The 23,287-nt window shown below is 58.9% G+C and carries 24 protein-coding genes; 13 read left to right on the top strand and 11 right to left on the bottom strand.

Annotated features, from left to right (window positions below; all coding sequences use genetic code 11):
• Positions 1 to 69: 69 nt before the first annotated feature.
• On the bottom strand, positions 70 to 831 hold the full coding sequence (locus tag AC3IUF_RS18080) for a gamma-glutamyl-gamma-aminobutyrate hydrolase family protein (RefSeq protein WP_007918691.1): 762 nt from the start codon (positions 829 to 831) through the stop codon (positions 70 to 72).
• 282 nt (positions 832 to 1,113) lie between these two features.
• Here AC3IUF_RS18080 and AC3IUF_RS18075 point away from each other — a divergent pair, with 282 nt between their 5' ends.
• From AC3IUF_RS18075 to AC3IUF_RS18060, 4 genes are all read left to right on the top strand, one after another.
• On the top strand, positions 1,114 to 2,490 hold the full coding sequence (locus AC3IUF_RS18075) for a glutamine synthetase family protein (protein ID WP_064120847.1): 1,377 nt from the start codon (positions 1,114 to 1,116) through the stop codon (positions 2,488 to 2,490).
• A 270-nt stretch (positions 2,491 to 2,760) separates the two neighbouring features.
• Positions 2,761 to 4,251, top strand: a complete 1,491-nt coding sequence (locus tag AC3IUF_RS18070) for an aldehyde dehydrogenase (protein ID WP_489278871.1) — start codon at positions 2,761 to 2,763, stop codon at positions 4,249 to 4,251.
• Positions 4,252 to 4,302: 51 nt separating this feature from the next.
• On the top strand, positions 4,303 to 5,586 hold the full coding sequence (locus AC3IUF_RS18065) for an NAD(P)/FAD-dependent oxidoreductase (RefSeq protein WP_095113594.1): 1,284 nt from the start codon (positions 4,303 to 4,305) through the stop codon (positions 5,584 to 5,586).
• Positions 5,587 to 6,228: 642 nt separating this feature from the next.
• The gene (locus AC3IUF_RS18060) at positions 6,229 to 6,777 is read left to right on the top strand and encodes a cupin domain-containing protein (protein ID WP_007950154.1); all 549 of its coding nucleotides are present in this window, start codon (positions 6,229 to 6,231) and stop codon (positions 6,775 to 6,777) included.
• A 96-nt stretch (positions 6,778 to 6,873) separates the two neighbouring features.
• On the opposite strand, the gene AC3IUF_RS18055 is transcribed toward AC3IUF_RS18060, so the two are convergent.
• The gene (locus tag AC3IUF_RS18055; RefSeq protein ID WP_185052010.1) at positions 6,874 to 7,047 is read right to left on the bottom strand and encodes a hypothetical protein; all 174 of its coding nucleotides are present in this window, start codon (positions 7,045 to 7,047) and stop codon (positions 6,874 to 6,876) included.
• Between the two features lie 554 nt (positions 7,048 to 7,601).
• On the opposite strand from AC3IUF_RS18055, the gene AC3IUF_RS18050 reads away from it, so the two are divergent.
• The 3 genes from AC3IUF_RS18050 to AC3IUF_RS18040 all read left to right on the top strand — a co-directional run bounded on the left by AC3IUF_RS18050 (position 7,602) and on the right by AC3IUF_RS18040 (position 8,928).
• Positions 7,602 to 8,027 (top strand): hypothetical protein, encoded by a 426-nt coding sequence (locus AC3IUF_RS18050; RefSeq protein ID WP_007919295.1) that lies wholly within the window; start codon positions 7,602 to 7,604, stop codon positions 8,025 to 8,027.
• A gap of 79 nt (positions 8,028 to 8,106) precedes the next feature.
• Complete coding sequence (locus AC3IUF_RS18045; RefSeq protein ID WP_093440784.1) at positions 8,107 to 8,442, top strand: hypothetical protein; 336 nt, start codon at positions 8,107 to 8,109, stop codon at positions 8,440 to 8,442.
• Positions 8,443 to 8,643: 201 nt separating this feature from the next.
• Positions 8,644 to 8,928, top strand: coding sequence for a hypothetical protein (locus AC3IUF_RS18040; protein WP_489278870.1), 285 nt, complete (start codon positions 8,644 to 8,646; stop codon positions 8,926 to 8,928).
• Positions 8,929 to 9,006: 78 nt separating this feature from the next.
• Here AC3IUF_RS18040 and AC3IUF_RS18035 read toward each other — a convergent pair whose 3' ends face one another.
• Positions 9,007 to 9,438, bottom strand: a complete 432-nt coding sequence (locus tag AC3IUF_RS18035; protein ID WP_007919301.1) for a hypothetical protein — start codon at positions 9,436 to 9,438, stop codon at positions 9,007 to 9,009.
• Positions 9,439 to 9,604: 166 nt separating this feature from the next.
• On the opposite strand from AC3IUF_RS18035, the gene AC3IUF_RS18030 reads away from it, so the two are divergent.
• The 3 genes from AC3IUF_RS18030 (at position 9,605) to AC3IUF_RS18020 (ending at position 11,527) form a co-directional block, all read left to right on the top strand.
• Entirely contained in the window at positions 9,605 to 9,994 is a 390-nt protein-coding gene (locus AC3IUF_RS18030) for a hypothetical protein (protein ID WP_007919303.1), read from the top strand.
• A gap of 15 nt (positions 9,995 to 10,009) precedes the next feature.
• A complete protein-coding gene (locus AC3IUF_RS18025; protein ID WP_123376700.1) occupies positions 10,010 to 10,432 on the top strand; it encodes an HD domain-containing protein in 423 nt (140 codons plus the stop codon).
• Between the two features lie 72 nt (positions 10,433 to 10,504).
• Positions 10,505 to 11,527 (top strand): AbrB family transcriptional regulator, encoded by a 1,023-nt coding sequence (locus AC3IUF_RS18020; protein ID WP_489278869.1) that lies wholly within the window; start codon positions 10,505 to 10,507, stop codon positions 11,525 to 11,527.
• A 458-nt stretch (positions 11,528 to 11,985) separates the two neighbouring features.
• Here the strand turns inward: AC3IUF_RS18020 and AC3IUF_RS18015 are convergent, their stop codons facing one another.
• Positions 11,986 to 12,762, bottom strand: coding sequence for an NAD(P)H-dependent oxidoreductase (locus AC3IUF_RS18015; RefSeq protein WP_489278868.1), 777 nt, complete (start codon positions 12,760 to 12,762; stop codon positions 11,986 to 11,988).
• Positions 12,763 to 12,847: 85 nt separating this feature from the next.
• Between AC3IUF_RS18015 and AC3IUF_RS18010 the strand changes: the two genes are divergently transcribed.
• Both AC3IUF_RS18010 and AC3IUF_RS18005 read left to right on the top strand, forming a co-directional pair.
• On the top strand, positions 12,848 to 13,741 hold the full coding sequence (locus tag AC3IUF_RS18010; RefSeq protein ID WP_489278866.1) for a LysR family transcriptional regulator: 894 nt from the start codon (positions 12,848 to 12,850) through the stop codon (positions 13,739 to 13,741).
• Between the two features lie 255 nt (positions 13,742 to 13,996).
• Positions 13,997 to 14,782 carry a DeoR/GlpR family DNA-binding transcription regulator gene (locus AC3IUF_RS18005; RefSeq protein ID WP_150750858.1) on the top strand — a complete coding sequence of 262 codons (786 nt, stop codon included), beginning with the start codon at positions 13,997 to 13,999 and terminating at the stop codon, positions 14,780 to 14,782.
• A gap of 140 nt (positions 14,783 to 14,922) precedes the next feature.
• Here the strand turns inward: AC3IUF_RS18005 and AC3IUF_RS18000 are convergent, their stop codons facing one another.
• The 3 genes from AC3IUF_RS18000 to chrA all read right to left on the bottom strand — a co-directional run bounded on the left by AC3IUF_RS18000 (position 14,923) and on the right by chrA (position 19,471).
• Positions 14,923 to 16,206 (bottom strand): NAD(P)/FAD-dependent oxidoreductase, encoded by a 1,284-nt coding sequence (locus AC3IUF_RS18000; protein WP_007918958.1) that lies wholly within the window; start codon positions 16,204 to 16,206, stop codon positions 14,923 to 14,925.
• 146 nt (positions 16,207 to 16,352) lie between these two features.
• Positions 16,353 to 17,717 (bottom strand): glutamine synthetase family protein, encoded by a 1,365-nt coding sequence (locus AC3IUF_RS17995; RefSeq protein WP_489278864.1) that lies wholly within the window; start codon positions 17,715 to 17,717, stop codon positions 16,353 to 16,355.
• Between the two features lie 410 nt (positions 17,718 to 18,127).
• Positions 18,128 to 19,471, bottom strand: coding sequence for a chromate efflux transporter (gene chrA, locus AC3IUF_RS17990; RefSeq protein ID WP_489278863.1), 1,344 nt, complete (start codon positions 19,469 to 19,471; stop codon positions 18,128 to 18,130).
• 164 nt (positions 19,472 to 19,635) lie between these two features.
• Between chrA and AC3IUF_RS17985 the strand changes: the two genes are divergently transcribed.
• The gene (locus AC3IUF_RS17985) at positions 19,636 to 20,778 is read left to right on the top strand and encodes an IS481 family transposase (protein WP_489278862.1); all 1,143 of its coding nucleotides are present in this window, start codon (positions 19,636 to 19,638) and stop codon (positions 20,776 to 20,778) included.
• Positions 20,779 to 21,092: 314 nt separating this feature from the next.
• Here the strand turns inward: AC3IUF_RS17985 and moaE are convergent, their stop codons facing one another.
• Genes moaE through fdhD form a run of 4 tightly spaced genes read right to left on the bottom strand, consistent with a single transcriptional unit; the run spans position 21,093 to position 23,133 of the window.
• Complete coding sequence (gene moaE / locus AC3IUF_RS17980; protein ID WP_007918948.1) at positions 21,093 to 21,554, bottom strand: molybdopterin synthase catalytic subunit MoaE; 462 nt, start codon at positions 21,552 to 21,554, stop codon at positions 21,093 to 21,095.
• Positions 21,555 to 21,557: 3 nt separating this feature from the next.
• Positions 21,558 to 21,809, bottom strand: coding sequence for a MoaD/ThiS family protein (locus AC3IUF_RS17975; RefSeq protein ID WP_007918946.1), 252 nt, complete (start codon positions 21,807 to 21,809; stop codon positions 21,558 to 21,560).
• Positions 21,806 to 22,291, bottom strand: a complete 486-nt coding sequence (gene moaC, locus AC3IUF_RS17970; RefSeq protein ID WP_007918944.1) for a cyclic pyranopterin monophosphate synthase MoaC — start codon at positions 22,289 to 22,291, stop codon at positions 21,806 to 21,808. The genes AC3IUF_RS17975 and moaC overlap by 4 nt, the downstream gene beginning before the upstream one ends.
• Complete coding sequence (gene fdhD / locus AC3IUF_RS17965) at positions 22,288 to 23,133, bottom strand: formate dehydrogenase accessory sulfurtransferase FdhD (RefSeq protein ID WP_489278861.1); 846 nt, start codon at positions 23,131 to 23,133, stop codon at positions 22,288 to 22,290. The genes moaC and fdhD overlap by 4 nt, the downstream gene beginning before the upstream one ends.
• Positions 23,134 to 23,287 lie beyond the last annotated feature (154 nt).

Raw genomic sequence — 23,287 nt, 5'->3', positions numbered from 1 at the left:
ATGACGGATGCGCGCAGGCACACCCGACGTCCGAGGGGGCAGTAAATCGTTACGTATTCTTGGGTTGGATCAGCGCTTGTTGCGCCGCGCCGCCCGTTGCCGGCAAGCCGCGCCGAACGCCTGGAATATCTTCAGGTAGTTCGGGTTGTCCAGCACTTGCCATTCCGGGTGCCATTGCACGCCGAGGGCGAAAGTCGGGCTGTGCTCGACCGAGATCGCCTCGATCAAACCGTCCGGCGCCACCGCTTCGGCGCGCAGGCCGGGCGCGAGGCGGTCGATGCCCTGGCTGTGAATCGAGTTGACCTGGAACTCGCCCGGCAGCTCCAGTGCTTCGAACACACCGCCAGCGAGTACGGTCACGGCGTGGGCCGGTGCGTATTGCACCGCCACGTCCGGGCTATCGGCTTCGCGGTGATCGAGCATGCCCGGCAGCTCATGCACCTTCTGATGCAGGCTGCCGCCGAACGCCACGTTCATTTCCTGGAAGCCTCGGCAGATACCGAGCACCGGAACGCCCGCCGCAATGGCTGCACGCAATAAAGGAAGGGTGGTGGCATCCCGCGCCGGATCGTGATCCGTGCCGGGGGCGCTGGCCGGGCCTTGATAGTGGAAGGGTTCCACGTTCGAGGGCGAGCCGGTCAGCAACAGGCCGTCGAGTTGACCGAGCAGGTCTTCGATTTCAGTCAGGTTGCCAAGAGAAGGAATGACCACTGGCAGCCCTTCAGCGCCAACGCTGACAGCACGTACGTACTTGTCGCCGCTGATGTGATAGGGGTGCAGGCCAATCTGTTTGACGCACGCAGTAACGCCGATCAATGGCTTGAATGCCATTTTTATTCACCTCGAAGTTTGACACTTGAACGAGCTTTTCCGGAGCTTAGCCTCGTTGATTTTAATTAACAACTGTCATGTAAAAAATTCTAAACGCCGTTCATCATATCTTCATGATTTCAGGGTCTGTGGCGCCTGTATTGGCACGCGAGTGTTAAAAAAAGCCCGAAAAATAAACCCTGCGCGGCCATCTGTTCGCTATTGACTTCACTTTGCCGTTCGGGTTGACTGGCTCGGCGAAACAGTAGTGAACATAATAATTAACAGCTAAATAGGTGCATCATGTCGGTCCCTCTGCGTACCGTTCAACTCAACGAAGCAAACGCATTCCTTAAGAAATATCCTGAGGTTTTGTACGTCGACCTTCTGATTGCGGATATGAACGGTGTGGTGCGCGGCAAGCGCATCGAACGCACCAGTCTTCATAAGGTTTATGAGAAAGGCATCAACCTGCCGGCCTCGCTTTTCGCGCTCGATATCAACGGCTCCACGGTGGAAAGCACCGGCCTGGGTCTGGACATCGGCGACGCTGACCGCATTTGCTATCCGATCCCCGGCACCCTGAGCATCGAGCCGTGGCAGAAGCGCCCAACCGCACAACTTCTAATGACCATGCACGAGATCGAAGGCCAGCCGTTTTTCGCTGACCCGCGTGAAGTGCTGGCCAACGTCGTACGCAAATTCGACGACCTCGGTCTGACCATCTGCGCCGCGTTCGAACTCGAGTTCTATCTGATCGACCAAGACAACGTGAACGGTCGTCCGCAATCGCCACGTTCGCCAGTGTCCGGCAAGCGTCCGGTGTCGACTCAGGTGTACCTGATCGACGATCTCGACGAATACGTCGATTGCCTGCAAGACATCCTCGAAGGCGCGAAAGAGCAGGGCATTCCGGCTGACGCGATCGTCAAGGAAAGCGCCCCGGCGCAATTCGAAGTCAACCTGCATCACGTCTCCGACCCGATCAAGGCGTGCGACTACGCCGTCCTGCTCAAGCGTCTGGTGAAGAACATCGCCTACGACCACGAGATGGACACCACCTTCATGGCCAAGCCGTATCCGGGCCAGGCGGGCAACGGTCTGCACGTGCACATTTCGATCCTGGACAAAGAAGGCAACAACATCTTCGCCAGCGAGGATCCCGAGCAGAACGCTGCACTGCGTCACGCGATCGGCGGTGTGCTGGAGACCCTGCCTGCGCAAATGGCGTTCCTCTGCCCGAACGTCAACTCGTACCGCCGCTTCGGCGCGCAGTTCTATGTACCGAACTCGCCGAGCTGGGGCATCGACAACCGCACCGTGGCCGTGCGCGTACCGACCGGTTCGCCGGACGCCGTGCGCATCGAGCACCGTGTCGCCGGTGCCGACGCCAACCCGTACTTGCTGATGGCGTCGGTGCTGGCCGGTATTCACCACGGCCTGACCAATCAGATCGAACCGGGTGCCCCGGTGGAAGGCAACAGCTACGAGCAGAACGAACAGAGCCTGCCGAACAACCTGCGTGATGCACTGCGCGAGCTGGACGACAGCGAAGTCATGGCCCGCTACATCGACCCGATGTACATCGACGTGTTTGTCGCGTGTAAAGAGAGCGAGCTGGCCGAGTTCGAGAACTCGATTTCAGACCTTGAGTACAACTGGTATCTGCATACGGTGTGATTGGCTGAGGCCCTCAAAAGCTGAAGAGCCCCTCACCCTAACCCTCTCCCCGAGGGAGAGGGGACTGACCGGGTTGTCTTGAGATGTTCAGCGACCTGAACGATCCAGTCGATTATGGAATCGGCAAAGATTTTTCAGGTCGGCGGAGATTCTGAGCATCCCCCGATCGGTCCCCTCTACCCCTGGGAGAGGGCTAGGGTGAGGGCAGCCACCTCAAGCCAGACATCGCAACCAGACAGCCCCCCAATTCCCCCTTGTCGAGCCACAACAATGACAACGACCCGCAACGACTGGGAACAACGCTTCCAGTCCCTGACCATCGAAGCCCGCGCGTTCATCAACGGTGAATACCGCCCGGCCATCAGTGGCGATACCTTCGAATGCCTGAGCCCCGTCGATGGCCGTTTCCTCGCCTCCGTGGCTAGCACCGATGAAGCCGACGCCAACCTCGCCGTTGACGTCGCGCGTCAGTCTTTCGAATCCGGCATCTGGGCGAAAAAAGCCCCGGCCGAGCGCAAGCGCATCCTGATTCGCTTCGCCGATCTGATCCAGCAGAACCAGGAAGAACTGGCGCTGCTGGAAACCCTCGACATGGGTAAACCGATCAGCGATTCGATGAGCATCGACATCCCGGCGACCGCCAATGCGATTCGCTGGAGCGCCGAAGCCATCGACAAGATCTACGACGAAGTCGCCGCGACGCCGCACGACCAACTCGGCCTCGTCACTCGCGAGCCGTCCGGTGTAGTTGCGGCCATCGTGCCGTGGAATTTCCCGCTGATCATGGCCAGCTGGAAATTCGCTCCAGCACTGGCGGCAGGCAATTCGTTCATTCTGAAACCTTCGGAAAAATCGCCGCTGACCGCAATCCGCATCGCTCAACTTGCGCTCGATGCTGGCATTCCGAAAGGCGTGTTCAACGTTCTGCCAGGCTTCGGCCACACCGTCGGCAAGGCGCTGGCGTTGCACATGGACGTTGACGTGCTGGCCTTCACCGGCTCCACAGCGATTGCCAAGCAACTGATGATTTATGCCGGCCAAAGCAACATGAAACGCGTCTGGCTCGAAGCAGGGGGCAAGAGCCCGAACGTGGTGTTTGCCGACGCTCCGGATTTGCGCGCGGCAGCACAAGCGGCGGCCGGCGCCATTGCTTTTAACCAGGGCGAAGTCTGCACTGCCGGTTCGCGCTTGCTGGTCGAGCGCTCGATTCGCGAGCAATTCATTCCGCTGTTGGTGGAAGCGCTGCAAGCGTGGAAACCCGGTCATTCACTCGATCCGGCTACCACCGTCGGTGCCGTGGTCGATCAGCGTCAACTCGACAATGTGCTGCGCTACATCAGCATCGGTCGCGAGCAGGGCGCCGAACTGATCGCCGGCGGCCAACGCATCCTCGAAGAAACCGGCGGCCTCTATGTGCAACCGGCGCTGTTCGACGGCGTGACCAACGCGATGACCATCGCTCAGGAAGAAATCTTTGGCCCGGTGCTGTCGCTGATCACCTTCGACACCGCCGAAGAAGCGCTGCAGATCGCCAACGACAGCATCTTCGGCCTCGCCGCCGGCGTCTGGACCAGCAACCTCAGCAAGGCGCACACCTTCGCCCGTGGCCTGCGTGCCGGCAGCGTCTGGGTCAACCAGTACGACGGCGGCGACATGACCGCACCGTTCGGTGGTTTCAAACAATCGGGCAACGGCCGCGATAAATCGCTGCACGCGTTCGACAAGTACACCGAGCTGAAAGCGACCTGGATCAAGCTCTGATTTTCGACAGCGGTGGTCGCTCTTGATGAGCGACCTTCGGAGAACAATAAAATGAAGCAACAACACGTAAACAGCTACTACGCCGCCACCCGCAATGAAGTCATCGACTTTCCGGTTCTGGAAGAGTCAGTCGAGTGCGACGTCTGCATCATCGGCGCCGGCTACACCGGTCTGTCCTCGGCGCTGTTCCTCACCGAAGCCGGCTACAAAGTGACGGTGCTGGAAGCGGCGAAAGTCGGCTACGGCGCCAGCGGGCGCAACGGCGGTCAACTGGTCAACTCCTACAGCCGTGACGTCGATGTGATCGAAGAGCGCTACGGCGACAAGACCGCAGAAATTCTCGGCAGCATGATCTTCGAAGGCGCCGACATCATTCGTTCGCGCATCAAGGAATACGACATCAAATGCGACTACCGCCCGGGCGGCATCTTCGCAGCGATGAACAAAAAACAACTCAACGGTCTGGCTGAGCAAAAGCGCAGCTGGGAGCGTTACGGCAACCGCAATCTGAAGATGCTCGACGCGGCTGACATTCGTCGCGAAGTCGGCTCCGATGCTTACGTCGGTGGCCTGCTGGACATGCAGGGCGGCCACGTTCACCCACTGAACCTGGCGCTCGGTGAAGCGGCTGCGATCACCCGTTTGGGCGGCAAGATCTACGAGCAATCGGCGGCCGTGGAAATCAAATACGGCGAGCCGAACGTTGTGCGCACCGCCAAAGGCCAGGTCCGCGCCAAGTACCTGTTGATCGCCGGCAACGCTTATCTGCCACAAGGTCTCGACAACCGCGTGACCGCGAAAAGCATGCCGTGCGGTTCGCAGATCGTCGTCACCGAACCGTTGACCGAAAAACAGGCGCGCAGCCTGATCACCAACAACTACTGCGTCGAAGACTGCAATTACCTGCTGGATTACTACCGCCTGACGGCCGACAACCGTCTGCTCTACGGCGGCGGCGTGGTCTACGGCGCGCGTGAACCGGACGACATCGAACAACTGATCCGCCCGAAGATCCTCAAGACCTTCCCGCAGCTCAAAGACGTCAAGATCGACTACCGCTGGACCGGCAACTTCCTGCTGACCATGTCACGCATGCCGCAATTCGGCCGCATCGAAAAGAACGCCTACTACATGCAAGGCTACAGCGGCCACGGCGTCACCTGCTCGCACCTCGCCGGCAAACTGATCTCGGAAATGATCCGCGGCGACGCCGAACGCTTCGACGCCTTCGCATCGCTGCCGCACATGCCAATGCTCGGTGGTCGCACCTTCTCCGCGCCACTGACTGCCCTCGGCGCCGTCTACTACTCGCTGCGCGACCGCTTTGGCATCTAAGTTACCTCCCCGGCGGCGGCCCCAAGACCCCGCCGGTTTTTCTTATCGCAACACTCCCTGATATCCAAATGTGGGAGCTGGCTTGCCAGCGATGAGGCCAGCAAACACAACATCAATCCGACTGAAACACTAAAGATCAAATTGTAGGAGTGAGCCTGCTCGCGATGAGGTTAGAAAAGACACCATCACTCCCGCTGACACACCACAAAACCTGTGGGAGCTGGCTTGCCAGCGATGGCGGTCTTTCAGCAAAAGGGATGTTGAATGTGCCACCCGATCGCTGGCAAGCCAGCTCCCACAGGTTTTGTATTCAGCCCAGAATTACCACCGGCAGGTTCATTTCACCCACCGTCCATCGAACCTGCTGAGCAACACCGGCAAACGTGATTTAATAGCCGCCTTTCACGGTTCCGGGACACGGGAGCAACGTGATCCGCGCCCCACGCGCGGCACCCGCCACCCACCCCCATTACCCGTGGGTCTGCGCGAGAACCGCCGAGCGGCGATCAGGCAAGGCAAAAACAGGCGAGGAAGCGGAGTGTAGGGCCCTACATGAGCATTCCGAGCCTGTTTTTAACGCAGCATGATCGTCGCGCAGGCAGTTTTCGCGCAGAGCCTAAGTACTTCTCACATAAGGCAGTCATGGATACGGGTTCTCGACTCAAACTAGTACGCGAAAGCTACAAACTCTCCCAGCGCGAGCTGGCCCGGCGTAGCGGCGTGACCAATGCCACCATCTCCCTGATCGAACAAAATCGCGTCAGCCCCTCCGTCAGCTCACTGAAAAAGCTGCTCGAAGGCATACCCATGTCCCTGGCCGACTTCTTCACCTTCGACCAACCCCCGCGCGAACACCAATACGTCTTCCGCGCCAACGAACAACCCGACCTCGGCCGCCACGGCCTGCGCCTGCTGCTGATTGGCGCCTCGGTGCCAAGCCGGCAGATGCGCTTGTTGCGTGAGCAATACGCACCGGGCGCTAGTTCGGGGGAAGAGCCGATTGTGCATGCTGAGGGTGAGGAGTGTGGACTGGTGACTCGGGGTACGGTTGAGTTGACCGTGGATGGGTCGGTGAGTGTATTGAATGCAGGGGATGGGTATTACTTCCCGACCACGCTGCCGCATAAGTTCCGGAATATCGGGGCGGATGAGGCTGAGATTATTAGTGCGAATACGCCGGCGAATTTCTGACGCGCTAGTGTGTGGTTTAATTGCAGTTATCAGAAGACGGTAGTTAGAAAGAAACCGCGTTATTGCGGTTTCTTTTCGTCTGCTGTTCTGCAAGCGTCATTTGTCTTGGCATTGACCATTGCGTTTTTCGGCTTCCGTACAGGTTACATATACAGCCTTATCGCCACGTACTGATTGTTCGGTATCTACAATTCCAGCCATCGAAAGGCTGGCATAGCCAATCGCGCTGGCTACCAAGAGAGCTCGAATAGAGTCGCGATAGATATTCATGTTTTATTCCTTCCGGTGATTTCAGTGAATGAGATATTACCTAACTAAATTTATATATATCTGCGAAAAATACACCTGTTAAAGTTGACAGGTTGTTAAAGCGATATGCGATAAGGCATATCACCAAAAAGTCAGGATTTTCTCATGGTCTAATGCCTATCCTTTCTTCGGTTGTTTTTCATTCGCTCTTTACAAAGCCCCTAGGCAGCAATCTCATCAGCCCCAACCGACTTGTAGGACGCAAAACCGGTCGGCGAGGGAGCCGGTTGGAATGCCGTAAAACCGCGTTTCAAGGTGCAATCGACGTAATCCGATGCGTTCGAAGTCTCAGGGCAAAAAAGCTCGCCATGTCTGTGCCACTTCATCGCCCTCGACGGACGAATCCCCTCACCACACGACGCGTTTTCCTACGCCTTTTTCAGAACTCAAATCCGCACACACCTCGATTTGGAACTTTCCTAAAAAGCGATGTCAATTTGATGGCGTGTCGCGACGCTCATTGAACAGGATCAACCAGTGCCAGGCTGTTTCCTGGCAACCCAAGGAAGTGTGTGATGAGACTATTACTCGCCATGTTGTTGATGTTCAGCAGTTACACGTTCGCCAGTTGCGGGAACATCGACGACCACGATCAGCGGGCCTATTGCAATGCGAGGGAGAGCGGCAGCAGTTGCGGCAATATCGATAATCACGATTTGCGCGCCTCGTGCAACGCCGAGTTGGGTGGCAGCTCCTGCGGCAACATCGATGACCATGATCAGCGCGCCTACTGCAACGCGAAGAAGAGCGGCAGCAGTTGCGGCAATATTGATAATCACGACTTGCGTGCGCGGTGCAATGCGGAGCAGGGCAACAGCTCATGCGGCAACATCGATGACCATGATCAACGAGCCTATTGCAACGCCACGACCGGCGGCAGCAGTTGCGGGAATATCGACAACCATGACCTGCGCACCCGCTGCGAAGCCCTGAAACGTTGAACCTTGCAGATCAGTTCGAATTGATGGCATTACGATATCAATGATAGAGTCCCGGGCCATTTTTCCAAGGAAGACCACTGTGCTACGTAATCGTCTCTTTGTCTGTGCTGCATTACTTACTTGCAGCTTTTCCGCACAGGCCATCTCAAAAACCGAATATCTGAAAGGCTGCAAGATCCTTGAAAACGCCGCGATGGTCGTGATGCAGGCACGTCAGGATGGCGCTCCCATGGCGACGCTTTGGGACATTTCGGAAAAAAATGAGAATAAGTTGATCACCAAGATGTATCAGAGGCTCATTCAAGATGCGTATGAAGAGCCACGGCGCGAAACCGCAGAGCAGCAAACGGCCGCGACCACTGAATTCCAGAACAAATACTTCTCTGCCTGCTTGGTCAGTACGCCCAAAGAATGAGTGCCGATTTAAAGATTCTGCGCAGCCAGTGTGAAGCGATGAAGCGCTGATATCCGGTTCCTGTCACCAATAGGGGAAACCGATGCCTGAACAGGCGTCGGTTTTTTTTCGCCTAAACCATGACCATTCATCCAATACACCGCACCTTCGAGCCAGCCACTCTTCCAATGCTGTAACTCACCCAGCAAAGGAAGAACCACCATGCTGAACCATAAAATCGCGGTGTTAACCCTCGCGGCGTTGCTGTCCGGCAGTTCGCTGTACGCGATCGCGGCCAGCGAAATGCCGACCCCGACAGCGAACGACGGCAACAGCCAGACGCGTGATCCGGCGTCTCCAGCCACCAATGCCGACCCGGATGCCGACTCGCTGCCCAAGGGTGGTCATGGTGGCAAGACCGACAATGGGCCGGTGCCTTCTGCCTCCAAGCCCAGCCCTGCGGGTCAACCGTCCGGTAGCAGCAGTGGTGGTAACGGCGGTGGTTAACGGATATTGCGCACTAAAAAGCCCGGTCCTTTTGAGCCGGGCTTTTCTTTGCCTGTCGCTGGCATGGAAATCAGTCGTTTACTTCGTTTTCCAATGCCCGCCACCATTCTCACAATCAATCCGCGCCTGCGCCAAATGCTCCACGTCGTAGTAATACGTGGTCACTTGCGCGTTGTCGGGGATGTTCAGGGCTTTGGCGTTTTTGTCCTTGCTGGTGGAATGCGGGTTGGCCAGGGATTCCTGGGTGATCGTGGCGATACACGTGGCCTGATAGTGATCGGCGCAGTGTTCAACCTTGGTTTTAGTGCTGCTCAGCATGTCCTTGCTTTCGTTGCTGCACGACCAGTCGATTGAGTTGACCGGCATGCCTTCGTATTCATAACAACTGTGGGTTTCCACCGCTGGCACCGAGGCGCTGGAGGATTGGGTCTGGACGTCGCAGCCTTCGGCCATGACGCAGGTGGGGATGACGGCGAAGGTGGCGATCAGAAGCAGGAATCGAATGTTCATCGGGCTTTCCTCTCCAATGGCGCCGTGTCTGATCGAGGATTTGGCGCTGATACAGTTTCGAGATTGTGCGGAGGAGGGAGGTTCCATCGGGTTTTTGATTTGCTCCTATCGCGTACACTGCGAAACAATCGGAAACATTCAGCGCCCAAGGATTGGAACATTGCCCATGATTGAAATCGGCAGCCGCAATAACGCGCCCCCCTCGCAGCATCCATTCCACGACATCTATTTGTTTCACATTGACCCTGCAAAGCCAGACACGCCTTTCTGTTTCGAACAGTCGATGTCCGGCGGGCATATGGAGCATGGCGGTGCGCGATGGTTGGCGCTGGATGAGCTGGACGCCTGGCCGGGAGAGTGGCGTGAGCATTTGAATAAGGCTGATTGCGCGTGGGTTGCCGAGTTGATCGATGCCCATCCAAAAGCCGATCAGGCTGGTTTGGTGTCGCTGATCCTTCAGCGGCATTGCGGGTCAGCGAAGCCAGTCGGGCGTCTTAAGGCCATCGGCAACTGGCTCAAACGCAACATCCATGTCGGCGGCCGCTACGGCGTTTAACCCTCGGAGAACCCCATGACCCAGACCCTCGAACGTGCAATCGCCATCGCCGCCACGGCCCACGCCGGACAGGTCGACAAGGGCGGCGCGCCGTACATTTTGCATCCGCTGAAAGTCATGTTGCGCATGACCACATTGGAAGAACGCATCGTCGCTGTGCTGCACGATGTGGTTGAGGATTGCGGCATCAGCCTCGTTGATCTGCGCAAAGAAGGCTTCAGCGAAGACGTTTTGAGCGCTATCGAATCCGTGACCAAAGTGCCGGGCGAATCCTATGAAGACTTCGTCGACCGCGCCGCACAGAACCCGATCGGTCGGGTGGTGAAGCTGGCGGACTTGGAGGAGAACAGCGACCTGTCGCGAATTGCCTCGCCAAGTTGGGAGGATTTGGAGCGGATCGAGAAATACCGTCGCGCGATTGGACGGTTGCGCGGCTGAAAACGAATACATTCCCTGTAGGAGCTGCCGAAGGGGTTGTGGTGTGTCAGGTAGATAGCCAGGAAGGCGACTATGAAATCCATTCTCTGTTTGTTGATTGCTGCCGGTTTCGGCGCGCTGTTGCAGTTCGAAGGCGTGCCCCACGGTTTGTTGTTAGGCTCAATTGTCGTCACCGCATTGTTTGCCAGCAAAACCGGTATCGCGCCGGCAACGCCTTATGGACTGGGCTACATCCAGGTCACGCTGGGTATCGCCACCGGGCTGATGTTCGAAGCGTGGGACAGCGAGACGGCCTCGACGATGTTGCCTAGCCTTGGTGTGTTGCTGATTTGCCTGACGGTGCAAATCGCGTTGGCCGGATGGTGGCTGACGCGCGGCGCAGGCTGGAACCGTACCGATGCGCTGTTGGCGGTTTATCCCGGCGCATTGGCAGCGGTGTTCGATTTACTCGAGTCGGAGAAAGCGTCGAGCAAGGTCATCATTGTGCATCTGATGCGCTTGCTGCTGATCACGGTACTGGTGAGTTTCCTGATTCCCGGCCAGGCGGCTGCGGTGGCGGTTGCCGATGGTGATCCTTTAACGACAGGCATGGCACTGACCGCGTTTTCGGTGATCGCATTGAGTGTACTGCTCGGACGCTTGCTGCTGGTGATCGGCGTACCGGCGCCGTTCATGCTCACGGCGATCATTATCACTGCCGTGTTCGTGAAATCGGGATGGCTGCACGGTTTTCATATGCCGGACTGGAGTTTGAATCTGGCGGCGCTGATTCTCGGCGTGCGGATCGGCTCAAGGTTTCAAGGCCTTGGCTTCGCGGAACTGGGGCGTCATGGCCGCACGGCGTTGGTCTCAGTGGGTTTGATGATCGTGGTAGCCGCAGTATTTGCTGAGGTGGCGGCGCGCTGGTTGGGCAGTGATCCGCTGTCGCTATGGCTGGCGTACATGCCGGGGGCGATTGAGACGATTGCGATTGTCGCGTTTGGTGGCGGGCTGAATGTGGTATTTATCCTGACTCATCATTTGAGCCGGATGGTGTTGCTGCATTTTGCCCCGGCGTTGTTGGTGCAAGTGCGGAGGGCGCGGGAGGAAACCTGACCGGAGCCACTGATGCCTGCATGTTGCTGCGTGTCAGTTAGATCCATCCCCCTCACCCCAGCCCTCTCCCCCAGGGGGGCGAGGGGGAAGGGAGCCGATTGTGGGCTGTTCAAAACTTGAGTTCGGCTCGCTATTCCAGGTCGGCGTAGCTCGGAAAAACAACTCGGTCAGTCGCCTCTCTCCCAAGTGGGCGAGGGGGAAGGGAGCCGATTGTGGGCTGTTCAAAACTTGAGTTCGGCTCGATATTCCAGGTCGGCGTAGCTCGGAAAAACAACTCGGTCAGTCGCCTCTCACCCAAGTGGGCGAGGGGGAAGGGAGCCGATTGTGGGCTGTTCAAAACTTGAGTTCGGCTCGATATTCCAGGTCGGCGTAGCTCGAAAAAACAACTCGGTCAGTCCCCTCTCCCTCTGGGAGAGGGTTAGGGTGAGGGGCTTTTGCTCTACGTGGTCGATGCGGCACTAGCGGATGTGTGCGTCGAAGCCTTCGCTATCCGGCGCGATATCGCTCTTCAAAGTCAAAGCAGGAATCTCATACTCCCCACCATTCTGCTGCCGAAACCCGATCGGCCGCGCACTCCACAACTCATCCAACCGCCGCCCCAGTTCATCACAAGTCTCGGCATACCGCGCCGCATCCATCCGACTAGTCCGATACACCACAAACGGTGGCACCACTTCAAACCCCGGGTAATACAAAATCCCGTGTTGAATCGGAAACAACAAATCATCCATCGGCCCGTTAATCCCGCGCGGCGCATAGTGCGATTCCCAGCCGCCAGTGGTGACCATCAACATCGCCCGTTTGCCTTTCATTTTCCCTTCGCCATAACGCTCGCCCCAACGACTGTCGGAATGTTCGCCGACGCCATAGGCAAAGCCGTATGCATACACCCGATCGACCCAGCCTTTGAGAATCGCCGGCATGGTGAACCACCACAATGGAAACTGCAGGATCAGCGCGTCAGCCCACAGCAGTTTCTCCTGCTCACGGGCGATGTCGGCAGCCTGAGTGCCTTCGGCGTAGGCGACTTTCGAGTCGAGGGAGGCGTGGAACGGTTTAGTCGCATCGCGCTGCGGGGCATCGTCAGCGTCGAGGCTGGCTTTCCAGTTCATCGCGTAGAGGTCGGAGACCTGCACGGTGTGGCCGGCGGCTTGCAGGCGCTGGACGCTGAAGTCGCGCAGCGAGCCGTTGAGGGAAGTCGGTTCTGGATGGGCGTAAACCAGTAGCACTTTCATGTTGAAGCTCCGTTAGCTGAGTGACTGCAGGATCGGCGTTCAACCGGTATATTGGAAATGAATGTCTGATATGTCTGGTATAGCCATGAATAATTTGAGACGACTGGATATCAATCTGCTGCTGACCCTTGATGTGCTGCTGTCGGAGCACAACGTCACCCGCGCGGCGCAGCGGCTGAATCTCTCGCAGCCTTCGGTGAGCGTGCATCTGGCCAAGTTGCGCGACATCTTCGGTGATCCGCTGCTGTTGCCCGGGCCGCGTGGCATGCGCCCGACGGCGCGTGCCGATGAACTGCGTGAACCGTTGCGCGAAGCGTTGGAGGCGTTGGAGAGGGCGGTGGCGCCGGCCAGTGCGTTCGACCCGGCGCTGGCGACGCACACCTGGAAAATCGCCGCGACCGATTACGGCGAGTCGACGGTGGTGTTGCCGGCCCTCAGCAGATTGCGCGAACAGGCGCCGGGCACGCGTCTGGCGGTGATCGATCTGACCCCGGCGCATCTGGTCAAACAGGCCGAGCAAGGCGTGTTCGATCTGGCGCTGCACATCAGCGAAGATGCGCCGCCGGAGCTGCATCGACGTCCGCTGTTCACCGAGCGTTATGTGCTGGCCGGTAGAGTCGGGCATCCAGGTTTGATGCAGGCGCCGAGCCGCGAACAGTTCTGCGCGCTGGAACACGTGATGGTGTCGCGCGAAGGTGGGGGCTTTTTCGGGGTGACCGATCGGGCGTTGGCCGATGTCGGGCTGATGCGCAAAGTGGTGTTGTCGGTGCCGCACTTTCTGATGGCGATGTCGGTGCTGGCGGCCACCGATCTGGTGGCGATGCTGCCGTCACGCCTGGTGCGTGGCAACCCGGCGTTGCAAGTGGTCGACGCGCCGCTGGAAGTACCCGGTTACGAGATGGCGATGTTCTGGGGTGAACGCTCGCATCGCGATCCGGCGCACAAATGGCTGCGCGAGCATTTGCTGGCGTCGGTCTGAGGCGCAGTCAGGCGTGGCCGAGGGCAATCGCAAACGACACGACGATCATGCACGCAAACGCAAAATTGAGATTCATGAGGTATTCATCCTGAGCCTTTTAGAAGTGCGGCCATTCTGAACAGGTTGAAAGCAAAGAAAAAATTCGCCTTGTCGATTCCAATGATCGAAACGATTGATACCCGGTCGGTTTGTGTTTACTTGGGGCTTTCGCTAGTCTTGCGAAACCTGCAATTACAAGCATAAACAGGCATAACCATGCACGATCATTCCGCAGCCGAACTGCCCTCTCTGCGCCGGCAGAAAATCCTTTTGCTCCTCGAACGTGACGGCAAGGTCATGGCCTCCGAGCTGAGTCAGCACTTTGCGGTGTCCGAGGACACCATCCGCCGCGACCTCGCCGAACTGGACAACGCCGGGCTGGTGCAACGCGTACACGGCGGGGCGTTGCCGCGTCCGAAAGACTCCGGCAAGGACTACTTCACGCGGCTGGACGAGACGGATGAGGTGAAAATCCGCCTGGCGCAACGGGCCGCGCAGGAAATTGAAGACGGGCAGATTGTGTTGTTCGATTCCGGCTCGACCACGCTACAAGTGGCGCGCTCGTTGCGTGCAGATATCAGCATCACGGCGGTGACCGCTTCACCGATGACGGCGATTGCTTTGTCTGAATTCAAGGGTGTGAAAGTGATTCTCGCTGGCGGCCAGTTGAACCCGCGAACGATGGCGGCGGGTGGGCATGAGGCGCTACGGCTGCTGGCCGGGATCAGGGCGGATCTGGCGATTACCGGGGTTTGTGCGATTCATCCGGAAGTGGGGATCACTTCGCTGCATTTCGATGAAGTGCCGGTGAAGCAGGCGATGCTCGATGGCGCCGCGCGGGTGATTGCGGTGACCACGGCGGACAAGCTGGGAGCGGTGGAGCCGTTTGTGGTGGCGCCGTGTTCGCGCCTGCATACGCTGATTACCGAGCGGCATGTGGCGTCGGGGAGTGTCGAGGATTATCGGCGGTTGGGGATTGTGGTGGAGCAGTTGCCGGATTGAGGTTTTGTGGTGGAGCTGATGGCCTCATCGCTGGCAAGCCAGCTCCCACAGGTTTTTGCGGTGTACATGAAATTTGGGTACGCCACGGACACTGTGGGAGCTGGCTTGCCAGCGATGGGGTCAGCAGGATCAACACAGGCTTAGCGAAGTCGCTCAAGCATCTGGTAATACCACATCCCCGCCGCCAACAACGGGTTACCGAGCAAATCCCCCATCGGCACACGAATGTGCTGGCACTGGGCAAACGTATCGAACTGCTCCATCTGCCCGGTGATCGCCCGGCCCATGATTTCGCCCATGATGTGCGTGGTCGCGATGCCGTGCCCCGAGTAGCCCTGGCAATACCAGACGTTGTCCGAGAGCTTGCCCAGTTGCGGGATGCGGTTGATGACGATGCCCATTGCGCAGCTCCACTGGTAATCGATCTGCACGCCTTTGAGCGCCGGGAAGGTTTGCTCGATGCACGGGCGCAGTTCGGCGGCGATGTCCCGTGAGTCCTTGCCGCTGTAGTTGGCGCCGCCACCAAACAACAGGCGGCCGTCGGCGGTGAGGCGGTAGTAGTCGAGGACGAAACGGCAGTCGTATACCGCAAGGTCTTCGGGGTTGATCTGTTTCGCCAGATCGCCGAGCGGTGCGGTGGTGACGATGCCGCCCATGGCCGGGAAAATCTTGCCCTTGAGCTGCCCTGGTTCGAGCTTGTGGTAGACGTCGCCGGCGAGCATCACCTGATTGGCGTCGATCTGCCCGTGAGCCGTGCGCACACCGGGCGTAGCGCCGTGAATGATCTCCAGCACTTCGCTGTTTTCGAAGATCAGCGCCCCGAGACTTTCCGCCGCCCGCGCTTCACCGATGCACAGGTTGAGCGGGTGCAGATGCATGTTGCGGGTATTCTTGATTGCGCCGTGGTAGAGGTCGCTTTGCAGCAGATCACGCACCTGACTGCGGTCGAGCAGGCTGACTTCATCACCTAATCCGCGCCGTACGGCTTCTTCATGATCCTTACGCAAATCAGTCATGTGGCTGGGCTTGTACGCGGCGTGCAAGTGGCCGTGTTTGAGGTCGCATTGAATGCCGTATTTCTCGACGCGTTGCTGGATGATTTCATGTCCGCGCCAGCGCAGGTGCCAGATGAAATCATCGACTTCATTGCCGAGTTTCGCGCGCATCTGTTTGCGCATCGCGCCGTCGCCGGAAAGGCTGCCGGTGACTTGTCCGCCATTGCGCCCGGTGGCGCCCCAGCCGATTTTGTGGCTTTCGACGATGGCGACTTTGATGCCTTTTTCAGCGAGTTCGACGGCGGTGGCGACGCCGGTAAAGCCGCCGCCGATGATCACCACGTCAACCTTGTGCCGGCCTTGCAGGGTCGGGTAGTCGGTGTCTTGGTTAAGGGTGGCGGTGTAGTAGGAATTGCAGCGTTCGGTCATGTCAGTGTCCACACAAATTCTTCGGTTGTACGCGGTCCCTGTAGGCCTTCGCCTGCTCGCGATAGCGGTGTGTCATTCACCTATGATGTGACTGACATGGCCTCATCGCGAGCAGGCTCACTCCTACAAGGGATAGTGGTGAATATTCAGGCGTCGGTGAGATACCACCGCCAATCCTGCTCACCCACTTCGGCCATGAACTGTCGATACTCGGCACGCTTCACCGCCAGATACACCCCGAGAAATTCCTGCCCCAATGCATCCCGCGCCCACACCGAATTTTCCAGCGCCTGCAGCGACGTCAGCCAATCCGTCGGCAGCAGTTCCTTAGCCTGCGCATAGCCATTGCCCTCGACCGGCGCACCCGGATCAAGGTCTTCACGAATGCCACGATGAATCCCGGCAAGGATCGCCGCCGCTGCCAGATACGGGTTGGCGTCGGCGCCGCAGATGCGGTGTTCGATGTGCCGGGTGTTGGCCGGGCCACCGGGCACGCGCAGGCTGACAGTACGATTGTCGACGCCCCAGGTCGGCGCCAGCGGCGCGTAGCTGTTGGCCTGAAAGCGTCGATACGAGTTGGCGTTAGGGCAGAACAGCAGCAACGAATCGAGTAGCGAGGCGAGCATGCCGCCAATCGCCGTGCGCAGCAGCGGCGTGCCGGCCGGGTCTTCCGAGGCAAACAGATTGTGTCCCGCGCCATCGGCCAGACTCACATGCATGTGCATGCCGGTGCCGGCCAGATCATCGAACGGCTTGGCCATGAAGGTCGCCTGCATGCCGTGCTTGTGGGCGATGGCTTTGACCAGACGTTTGTAGCGCACCGCCTGATCCATCGCCTCCAGCGCGTCGCCATGTTCGAGAGTGATTTCGACCTGACCCGGCGCGTATTCGGAGATCGCCGTGCGCGCTGGAATGCCGTGCAGTTTGCAGGCGCTGTAGAGGTCGGCGAGGAACGGTTCGATCTGTTCCAGCTCGCGCAAACCGTAAACCTGAGTGTGTCGCGGTCGACCGCCGTCAGCGTCCAGTGCCGGTTGCGGACGGCCGTTGTGATCGCGTTTGGCGTCGAGCAGATAGAACTCCAGTTCACACGCCATCACCGGGTGATAACCCTCGGCCTTGAGCCCGTCGATGACCTTGATCAGCAAGTGTCGCGGGTCGGCGCTGCTCGCAGGCATGCCCTCGGTCGGGTGCATGCTGACCTGCACGGCGGCGGTCGGAATCTTGCGCCATGGCAGGCGCACCAGACTGCCTTCCAGCGGATAGGCGCGGCAGTCGATATCGCCGACGTCCCAGACCAGACCGGAGTTCTCGACGTCTTCACCCTGCACGGTCAGACCGAGGATGGTGCTTGGTAGCGGTCGACCGCTTTGGTACACGGCGAGCAGTTCTTCGCGGTGCAACAGCTTGCCGCGTGGCACGCCGTTGGCGTCGAGAATGAACAACTCGATCATGTCGATATCGGGGTTCTGGTCAAGGAACAGGCGTGCGTCTTCGATGGCTGCGAATTTCATAATCAATCACTCACGATAGCGCCGCACAGGCGCGCAGATTCGGGCCAGACACGACGCGGCAAGAAGGCGTAGGTGTCCTGGCAGGGATATCAAGAAGCAGGGGACTGTCGCGGTTCTTTAACGGACGCGATCAGATAGACCGGGCGATATCCGGCGGGCGTGCGGAGTGACGCAGCTTGGAACGGCGCAGGGCCATGGGGAGATTGACGATACGATTCATACGCCGCCCTTGTGAGAGAGGGCGCGCAGGGTAGAGACGTTCAACGATTCTGGTTGTTGTAGTGACGTACTCATAACGCGTGTTTCCGTTGGCGGAAAACGTCGGTGGCGGGGGATGCCCGCCGACCGGTGTGCCCGGATAGTAAGGGGGAATTCGCGGGCGTGTAAACGGGAGATTCGCAGGCCAGGGTTCAGCGCATCAGTTCAAAGCCCAGCCCGGCGAGGGCGCAAACGATCAACACACTGATCACACCGCGTTTGAAAACGAACAAGGCCAATGCCGCCGCAACGGCCAGCGCCACTGAAAAAACATCTGTCGCCCCGTTAAAGCCATTCGGCCAGAACACGTGATAAGCGAAGAAACACGCCAGATTCACAATCACCCCGACCACGGCGGCGGTTATTGCCGTCAGCGGTGCGGTGAACTTCAGTTCGTTGTGCGTCGATTCCACCAATGGCCCGCCGGCGAGGATGAACAGAAACGAGGGCAGGAAGGTGAACCAGGTCACCAGCGTTGCTGCCAGTGCGCCGGCGGCAAAGGCATGTTCGGGGCCGAACGCCGGTTGCACGTAGGCACCGACGAAACCGACAAACGCCACCACCATGATCAGCGGGCCGGGGGTGGTTTCGCCGAGGGCGAGGCCGTCGATCATCTGTGTCGGCGTCAACCAGCCGTAATGCCCGACGGCACCCTGATAAACGTAAGGCAGCACCGCGTAGGCGCCGCCAAAGGTAAGCAGCGCGGCTTTGGTGAAGAACCAGGCCATTTGCGTGAACGTGCCGTCCCAGCCGAACAGCACCGTTAGTAACGCCATCGGTAAACACCAGAGCACTGCGCCGATCAAAGCCAGACGCAGCAGCTTCGGCAGGCTGAAACGGGCGTGTTCGGGGGCCGGCGTATCGTCGTCGATCAACGCCGGGCCGAAGGATTTCTCGCTGTTGCGCGCCCCTGTGTTGCTGAACCGCTGCGGTGCGAACCGTCCGCCCAGATAGCCGATCAACGCAGCCCCGAGGACGATCAAGGGGAAGGGCAGATTGAAGGCGAAAATCGCCACGAACGACGCCCCGGCAATCGCCCACAGCCAGGCATTTTTCAATGCACGCGAGCCGATGCGATGCGCGGCGTGCAGGACAATCGCGGTGATCGCCGGTTTGATCCCGTAAAACACCCCGGCCACCGCCGGCACGTCACCGAAAGCGACGTACAGCCACGACAAGCCAATCAGAATGAACAGCGACGGCAGCACAAACAGCGCACCGGCGATGACACCGCCCCAGGTGCGATGCAGCAGCCAGCCGATGTAAGTCGCCAGTTGCTGAGCCTCGGGGCCGGGCAGCAACATGCAGTAGTTGAGTGCGTGCAGAAAACGCTTTTCGGAGATCCAGCGCCGACGTTCGACCAACTCCTGATGCATGATCGCGATCTGCCCGGCCGGCCCGCCGAAACCGATGCAGCCGAGTTTCAGCCAGAAGCGCCAGGCCTGGCGCAGGGTGACGGGATCGGGGCGGGGCAGGTTGTTCGGCGCTGTGCTCAAGCGAGACTCCGGAGTTGAATCCTGGCGGAGTGGCTATCTAATCAGACTTTTAACCCTCACCCCAGCCCTCTCCCTGTATGTACCGGAGACATGGTGGACAGGTGTTCGGAGACATGGTGGACACATTTTAATAGACACATTGCTTATCGCGAAGGAGATGGCCTGTGTCTTGGGAAGAGGTGTCCACCGTGCAGCTTCGTTCAGAATTCGTGCTGTTGGCTCGGCAAGAAGGGGCCAATGTTCGGCAGCTTTGCCGTCGATTCAATATCAGCCCAAGCACTGCCTACAAATGGCTCAACAGGTTTGAAAACCTCGGTGCTCAAGGGTTGATCGATCAGTCTCGACGACCGAAGACGTCACCCAAACGCTGCGCTGATGAGGTTGAGCAGCAGATTTTGACCGTGAGTCAGGAGTACGCCGCTTGGGGCGCTCGCAAGCTCAAGCGCGTGTTGGAAGACGACGGCAAAGTGATGCCCTCTGTCAGCACCGTGCATGCGGTTTTACAGCGTCATTCGCGCGTTGATCCAAAGGCTGCCGAGGTCAAACCGTTTATCCGGTTCGAGCACGAGGCGCCCAACGATCTTTGGCAGATCGACTTCAAAGGCCATATCAGCCTGAAACACGGACGTTGCCATCCGCTGACGATACTGGACGATCACTCACGGTTCTCACTGTGCATCGCTGCGTGCGCCAATGAGCAGCGCCGAACCGTCCAGGAGCAACTAATGCGGGCCTTTCGGCGCTACGGTCTGCCTCTGCGCATGACGATGGACAACGGTTCGCCATGGGGTGACCAGACCGGCGTTTATACCGCGCTGGAGGTCTGGCTGATGAGCCAGGGCATCAAGGTCGGCCACTCCCGACCTTATCACCCGCAAACCCAGGGAAAGCTGGAGCGCTTCCACCGCAGTCTGAAAAGGGAAGTCCTGCAAGGCCAACTCTTCATCGATCTGGACGATGCACAACGGGCGTTTGATATCTGGCGTGATATCTACAACCAGAAGCGCCCGCATCAAGCGCTGGACATGCAGGTTCCTGCTACTCGCTACAGCAGCAGCCCACGGGAATACCAGGAGCAACCAGCGGCACCTGAGTACGACGATGGGGATGTGGTCAGGAAGGTTCAGGTGAAAGGAGAGATCTACTGGAGGAACCGTGAATACTCAGTTGGAAAGGCTTTTCACGGGAGGTCAGTAGCTATCCGGGAAACGACGGAGGACGGCATCCACGATGTCTACTGGAGTAGACATCGTATCGCCCGAATCGACTTGAACTTGCAGATCGTGACGGCAGGTAAGAAGATCTAAAACCGTCCACTATGTCTCCGAACATGTGTCCACCATGTCTCCGGTACATACACTCCCAGAGGGAGAGGGGGCCGACCGCGGTGTCTGGCGTTATCCATCGACCTGAAAGATCGAGTCGATTATGGATTTGATGGTCACCCGAAGGGGCCGACCGCGGTGTCTGGCGTTATCCATCGACCTGAAAAATCGAGTCGATTATGGATTCAGAGCCAATCTTTCAAGTCGGTGAATCTCTGCAATATCCCCCAATCAGTCCCCTCTCCCTCGGGGCGGTCCGACGTTTCGGGAGGGCTAGGGTGAGGGGCTTTTGCTTTTCAGGCATGCGCCAGGCTCCAGCGCAACGCCGCATCCCTATCGCTCTCACGGCCCTCGACCCAGTGAGAACCCTCAGGCGTAGTCTCGCGCTTCCAGAACGGCGCACGGGTCTTGAGCACGTCCATGATGAACGCGCACGCCTCGAACGCCATATGCCGATGCTTGCTGCTGACCCCGACAAACACAATCGGCTCACTCACCGACAACGCACCGACCCGATGCACAATCTCCACACCCAACAGCGGCCAGCGCTCGCGGGCCTCCTCGGCGATCTGTTCGAGGGCTTTTTCGGTCATGCCCGGATAGTGCTCAAGAAACAGTTCATTCACGCTCTGACCCATATTCAGATCACGCACATAACCAACGAAATTCACCACCGCGCCGACCCGTGGATTGCGCGCGTGCAGATCGGCGGTCAACTGGCCGACATCGAAGCTTTTGTGCTGGACTCGAATAGCCATCGATCAACCTCCGGTCACTGGCGGGAAAAACGCGATTTCATCGAAATCCTCAATCACCTGACTCGGCTGACACAACTCCTGATTCACCGCGCACATCAGGTTGCCGGCGCCGAGCACTTCACGCCAAAGATCGCCGCGCTGCATGAGCATTTGCCGCACGTCTTCCACGCAGCCCAGCGTGTCAGTCAGCGGAATTTTTTCACCGCCCAGATTGAGCCGGTCACGGTAGCTGGCGAAGTAGTTGATCAGGATCATTGCGCGTCCTCCCATTGAAAGTGCCCCGAGCGACCGCCCTGTTTGCTGAGCAGGCGGATATCGCCGATAACCATGGCCCGGTCCACCGCTTTGCACATGTCGTAAATGGTCAACGCGGCAACGCTGGCGGCGGTCAGCGCCTCGAGTTCGACGCCGGTCTGGCCGGTGAGGCGGCAGGTGCTGGTGATCTGCACGCGGTCCGGTTCGCAGGCCGTGAGTTCGACGTGAATCGAACTGAGCAGCAGCGCATGACACAGCGGGATCAGCTCGTGGGTACGTTTGGCGGCCTGGATGCCGGCGATCCGCGCCACCGCGAAGACATCGCCTTTCGGGTGACCGTTGGCCTGGATCATTTGCAGGGTTTGCGGGCGCATCTGCACCCAGGCTTGCGCGCTGGCTTCGCGGCGGGTCGCGGCTTTGTCGCTGACGTCGACCATGTTGGCGCGGCCCTGATCGTCAAGGTGGGTGAGGGTGTGGCTCATACGGAAAACTCCTGGATCGGGCTGTAAATTCGCGGGGCGTTGCGGTGCGGTACATGGATCAGATTGAGTCGGTGTTTGAGTGCCCAGCGCACGGTCAACGCGGTAGGCGCGGACAGACTGACGAGGGTGCCGAGGCGGGCGCGCACGGCTTTGTGAATCAGTTCGAGGCTGCAACGGCTGGTGACCACGACAAAGCCTTCAGCGGCATCGACGGCGGCGAATTGCATCGCGCCGATCAGCTTGTCGAGGGCGTTGTGGCGGCCGATGTCTTCGCGGCACAGCAAGGCTTCACCGTCAGCGTCGAAGAACAGCGCGGCATGCAAGGCACCGCTGCTGCGCGCCAGTTGTTGAGCGGCTTCGATGCGTTGGCGGATGCCGTCGAAATGTTCGGCCGGCGGCAGTGCTGACGGTTGCAGAATCTGCAGTTGCGGCAACGCCTGCTCAAGCGCTTCGACGCCGCAGATGCCGCAGCCGCTGGTGCCGGTCATTTGCCGACGATGATCCTTCAAGGCCCAGAACGCCCGGCTGGAAATCTGCACATCGGCCTGACAGGCCTGATCGAAATGCGTCAGGCGGATGTCGTAGATCTCGTCGACGCTGTCGATGATCGCGTTGCTCAGGCTGAAGCCACGGATGAAGTCTTCGAGGTTGCCGGGCGAGACCATCATCACTGCCTGGCTGAGGCCGTTGTAGGTGATGGCGAGGGCGATTTCCGAGGCCAGCGCGGCATGCGAGACGGCGGCGTCGGGCAGGTATTCGCGAAACGCCACTTGCGCCGGTTGTGGCGCGGGGGCGTTGGGTTCGCTGGTGGATTCTGTGAGGGTTTCGACGTGGCAGAGCATCTGAAAAGTCCCGAAGCGCTGAAGAGTGTTCAGGCTACGGGGGCGTTAAAAGTGCGTCCAATCGCTTGTTCCGATGTGGTGATTGCTTTGGTCGATCAACCAGGATTTGTCTTGGCTGGTCAGGCCCCATCGCTGGCAAGCCAGCTCCCACAGG

It is taken from the genome of Pseudomonas sp. KH_040 (assembly GCF_057839305.1).
Note: the sequence above shows the minus strand (reverse complement) of the source record. Positions and strands in the feature narration are given on the sequence as shown.

What these genes read in the sequence shown, in the direction of transcription:
- AC3IUF_RS18080 (WP_007918691.1), bottom strand. Translation starts at nt 831, where the DNA reads ATGGCATTCAAGCCATTGATCGGCGTTACTGCGTGCGTCAAACAGATT.
- AC3IUF_RS18075 (WP_064120847.1), top strand. Translation starts at nt 1,114, where the DNA reads ATGTCGGTCCCTCTGCGTACCGTTCAACTCAACGAAGCAAACGCATTC.
- AC3IUF_RS18070 (WP_489278871.1), top strand. Translation starts at nt 2,761, where the DNA reads ATGACAACGACCCGCAACGACTGGGAACAACGCTTCCAGTCCCTGACC.
- AC3IUF_RS18065 (WP_095113594.1), top strand. Translation starts at nt 4,303, where the DNA reads ATGAAGCAACAACACGTAAACAGCTACTACGCCGCCACCCGCAATGAA.
- AC3IUF_RS18060 (WP_007950154.1), top strand. Translation starts at nt 6,229, where the DNA reads ATGGATACGGGTTCTCGACTCAAACTAGTACGCGAAAGCTACAAACTC.
- AC3IUF_RS18055 (WP_185052010.1), bottom strand. Translation starts at nt 7,047, where the DNA reads ATGAATATCTATCGCGACTCTATTCGAGCTCTCTTGGTAGCCAGCGCG.
- AC3IUF_RS18050 (WP_007919295.1), top strand. Translation starts at nt 7,602, where the DNA reads ATGAGACTATTACTCGCCATGTTGTTGATGTTCAGCAGTTACACGTTC.
- AC3IUF_RS18040 (WP_489278870.1), top strand. Translation starts at nt 8,644, where the DNA reads ATGCTGAACCATAAAATCGCGGTGTTAACCCTCGCGGCGTTGCTGTCC.
- AC3IUF_RS18035 (WP_007919301.1), bottom strand. Translation starts at nt 9,438, where the DNA reads ATGAACATTCGATTCCTGCTTCTGATCGCCACCTTCGCCGTCATCCCC.
- AC3IUF_RS18030 (WP_007919303.1), top strand. Translation starts at nt 9,605, where the DNA reads ATGATTGAAATCGGCAGCCGCAATAACGCGCCCCCCTCGCAGCATCCA.
- AC3IUF_RS18025 (WP_123376700.1), top strand. Translation starts at nt 10,010, where the DNA reads ATGACCCAGACCCTCGAACGTGCAATCGCCATCGCCGCCACGGCCCAC.
- AC3IUF_RS18020 (WP_489278869.1), top strand. Translation starts at nt 10,505, where the DNA reads ATGAAATCCATTCTCTGTTTGTTGATTGCTGCCGGTTTCGGCGCGCTG.
- AC3IUF_RS18015 (WP_489278868.1), bottom strand. Translation starts at nt 12,762, where the DNA reads ATGAAAGTGCTACTGGTTTACGCCCATCCAGAACCGACTTCCCTCAAC.
- AC3IUF_RS18010 (WP_489278866.1), top strand. Translation starts at nt 12,848, where the DNA reads ATGAATAATTTGAGACGACTGGATATCAATCTGCTGCTGACCCTTGAT.
- AC3IUF_RS18005 (WP_150750858.1), top strand. Translation starts at nt 13,997, where the DNA reads ATGCACGATCATTCCGCAGCCGAACTGCCCTCTCTGCGCCGGCAGAAA.
- AC3IUF_RS18000 (WP_007918958.1), bottom strand. Translation starts at nt 16,206, where the DNA reads ATGACCGAACGCTGCAATTCCTACTACACCGCCACCCTTAACCAAGAC.
- AC3IUF_RS17995 (WP_489278864.1), bottom strand. Translation starts at nt 17,717, where the DNA reads ATGAAATTCGCAGCCATCGAAGACGCACGCCTGTTCCTTGACCAGAAC.
- moaE (WP_007918948.1), bottom strand. Translation starts at nt 21,554, where the DNA reads ATGGCTATTCGAGTCCAGCACAAAAGCTTCGATGTCGGCCAGTTGACC.
- AC3IUF_RS17975 (WP_007918946.1), bottom strand. Translation starts at nt 21,809, where the DNA reads ATGATCCTGATCAACTACTTCGCCAGCTACCGTGACCGGCTCAATCTG.
- moaC (WP_007918944.1), bottom strand. Translation starts at nt 22,291, where the DNA reads ATGAGCCACACCCTCACCCACCTTGACGATCAGGGCCGCGCCAACATG.
- fdhD (WP_489278861.1), bottom strand. Translation starts at nt 23,133, where the DNA reads ATGCTCTGCCACGTCGAAACCCTCACAGAATCCACCAGCGAACCCAAC.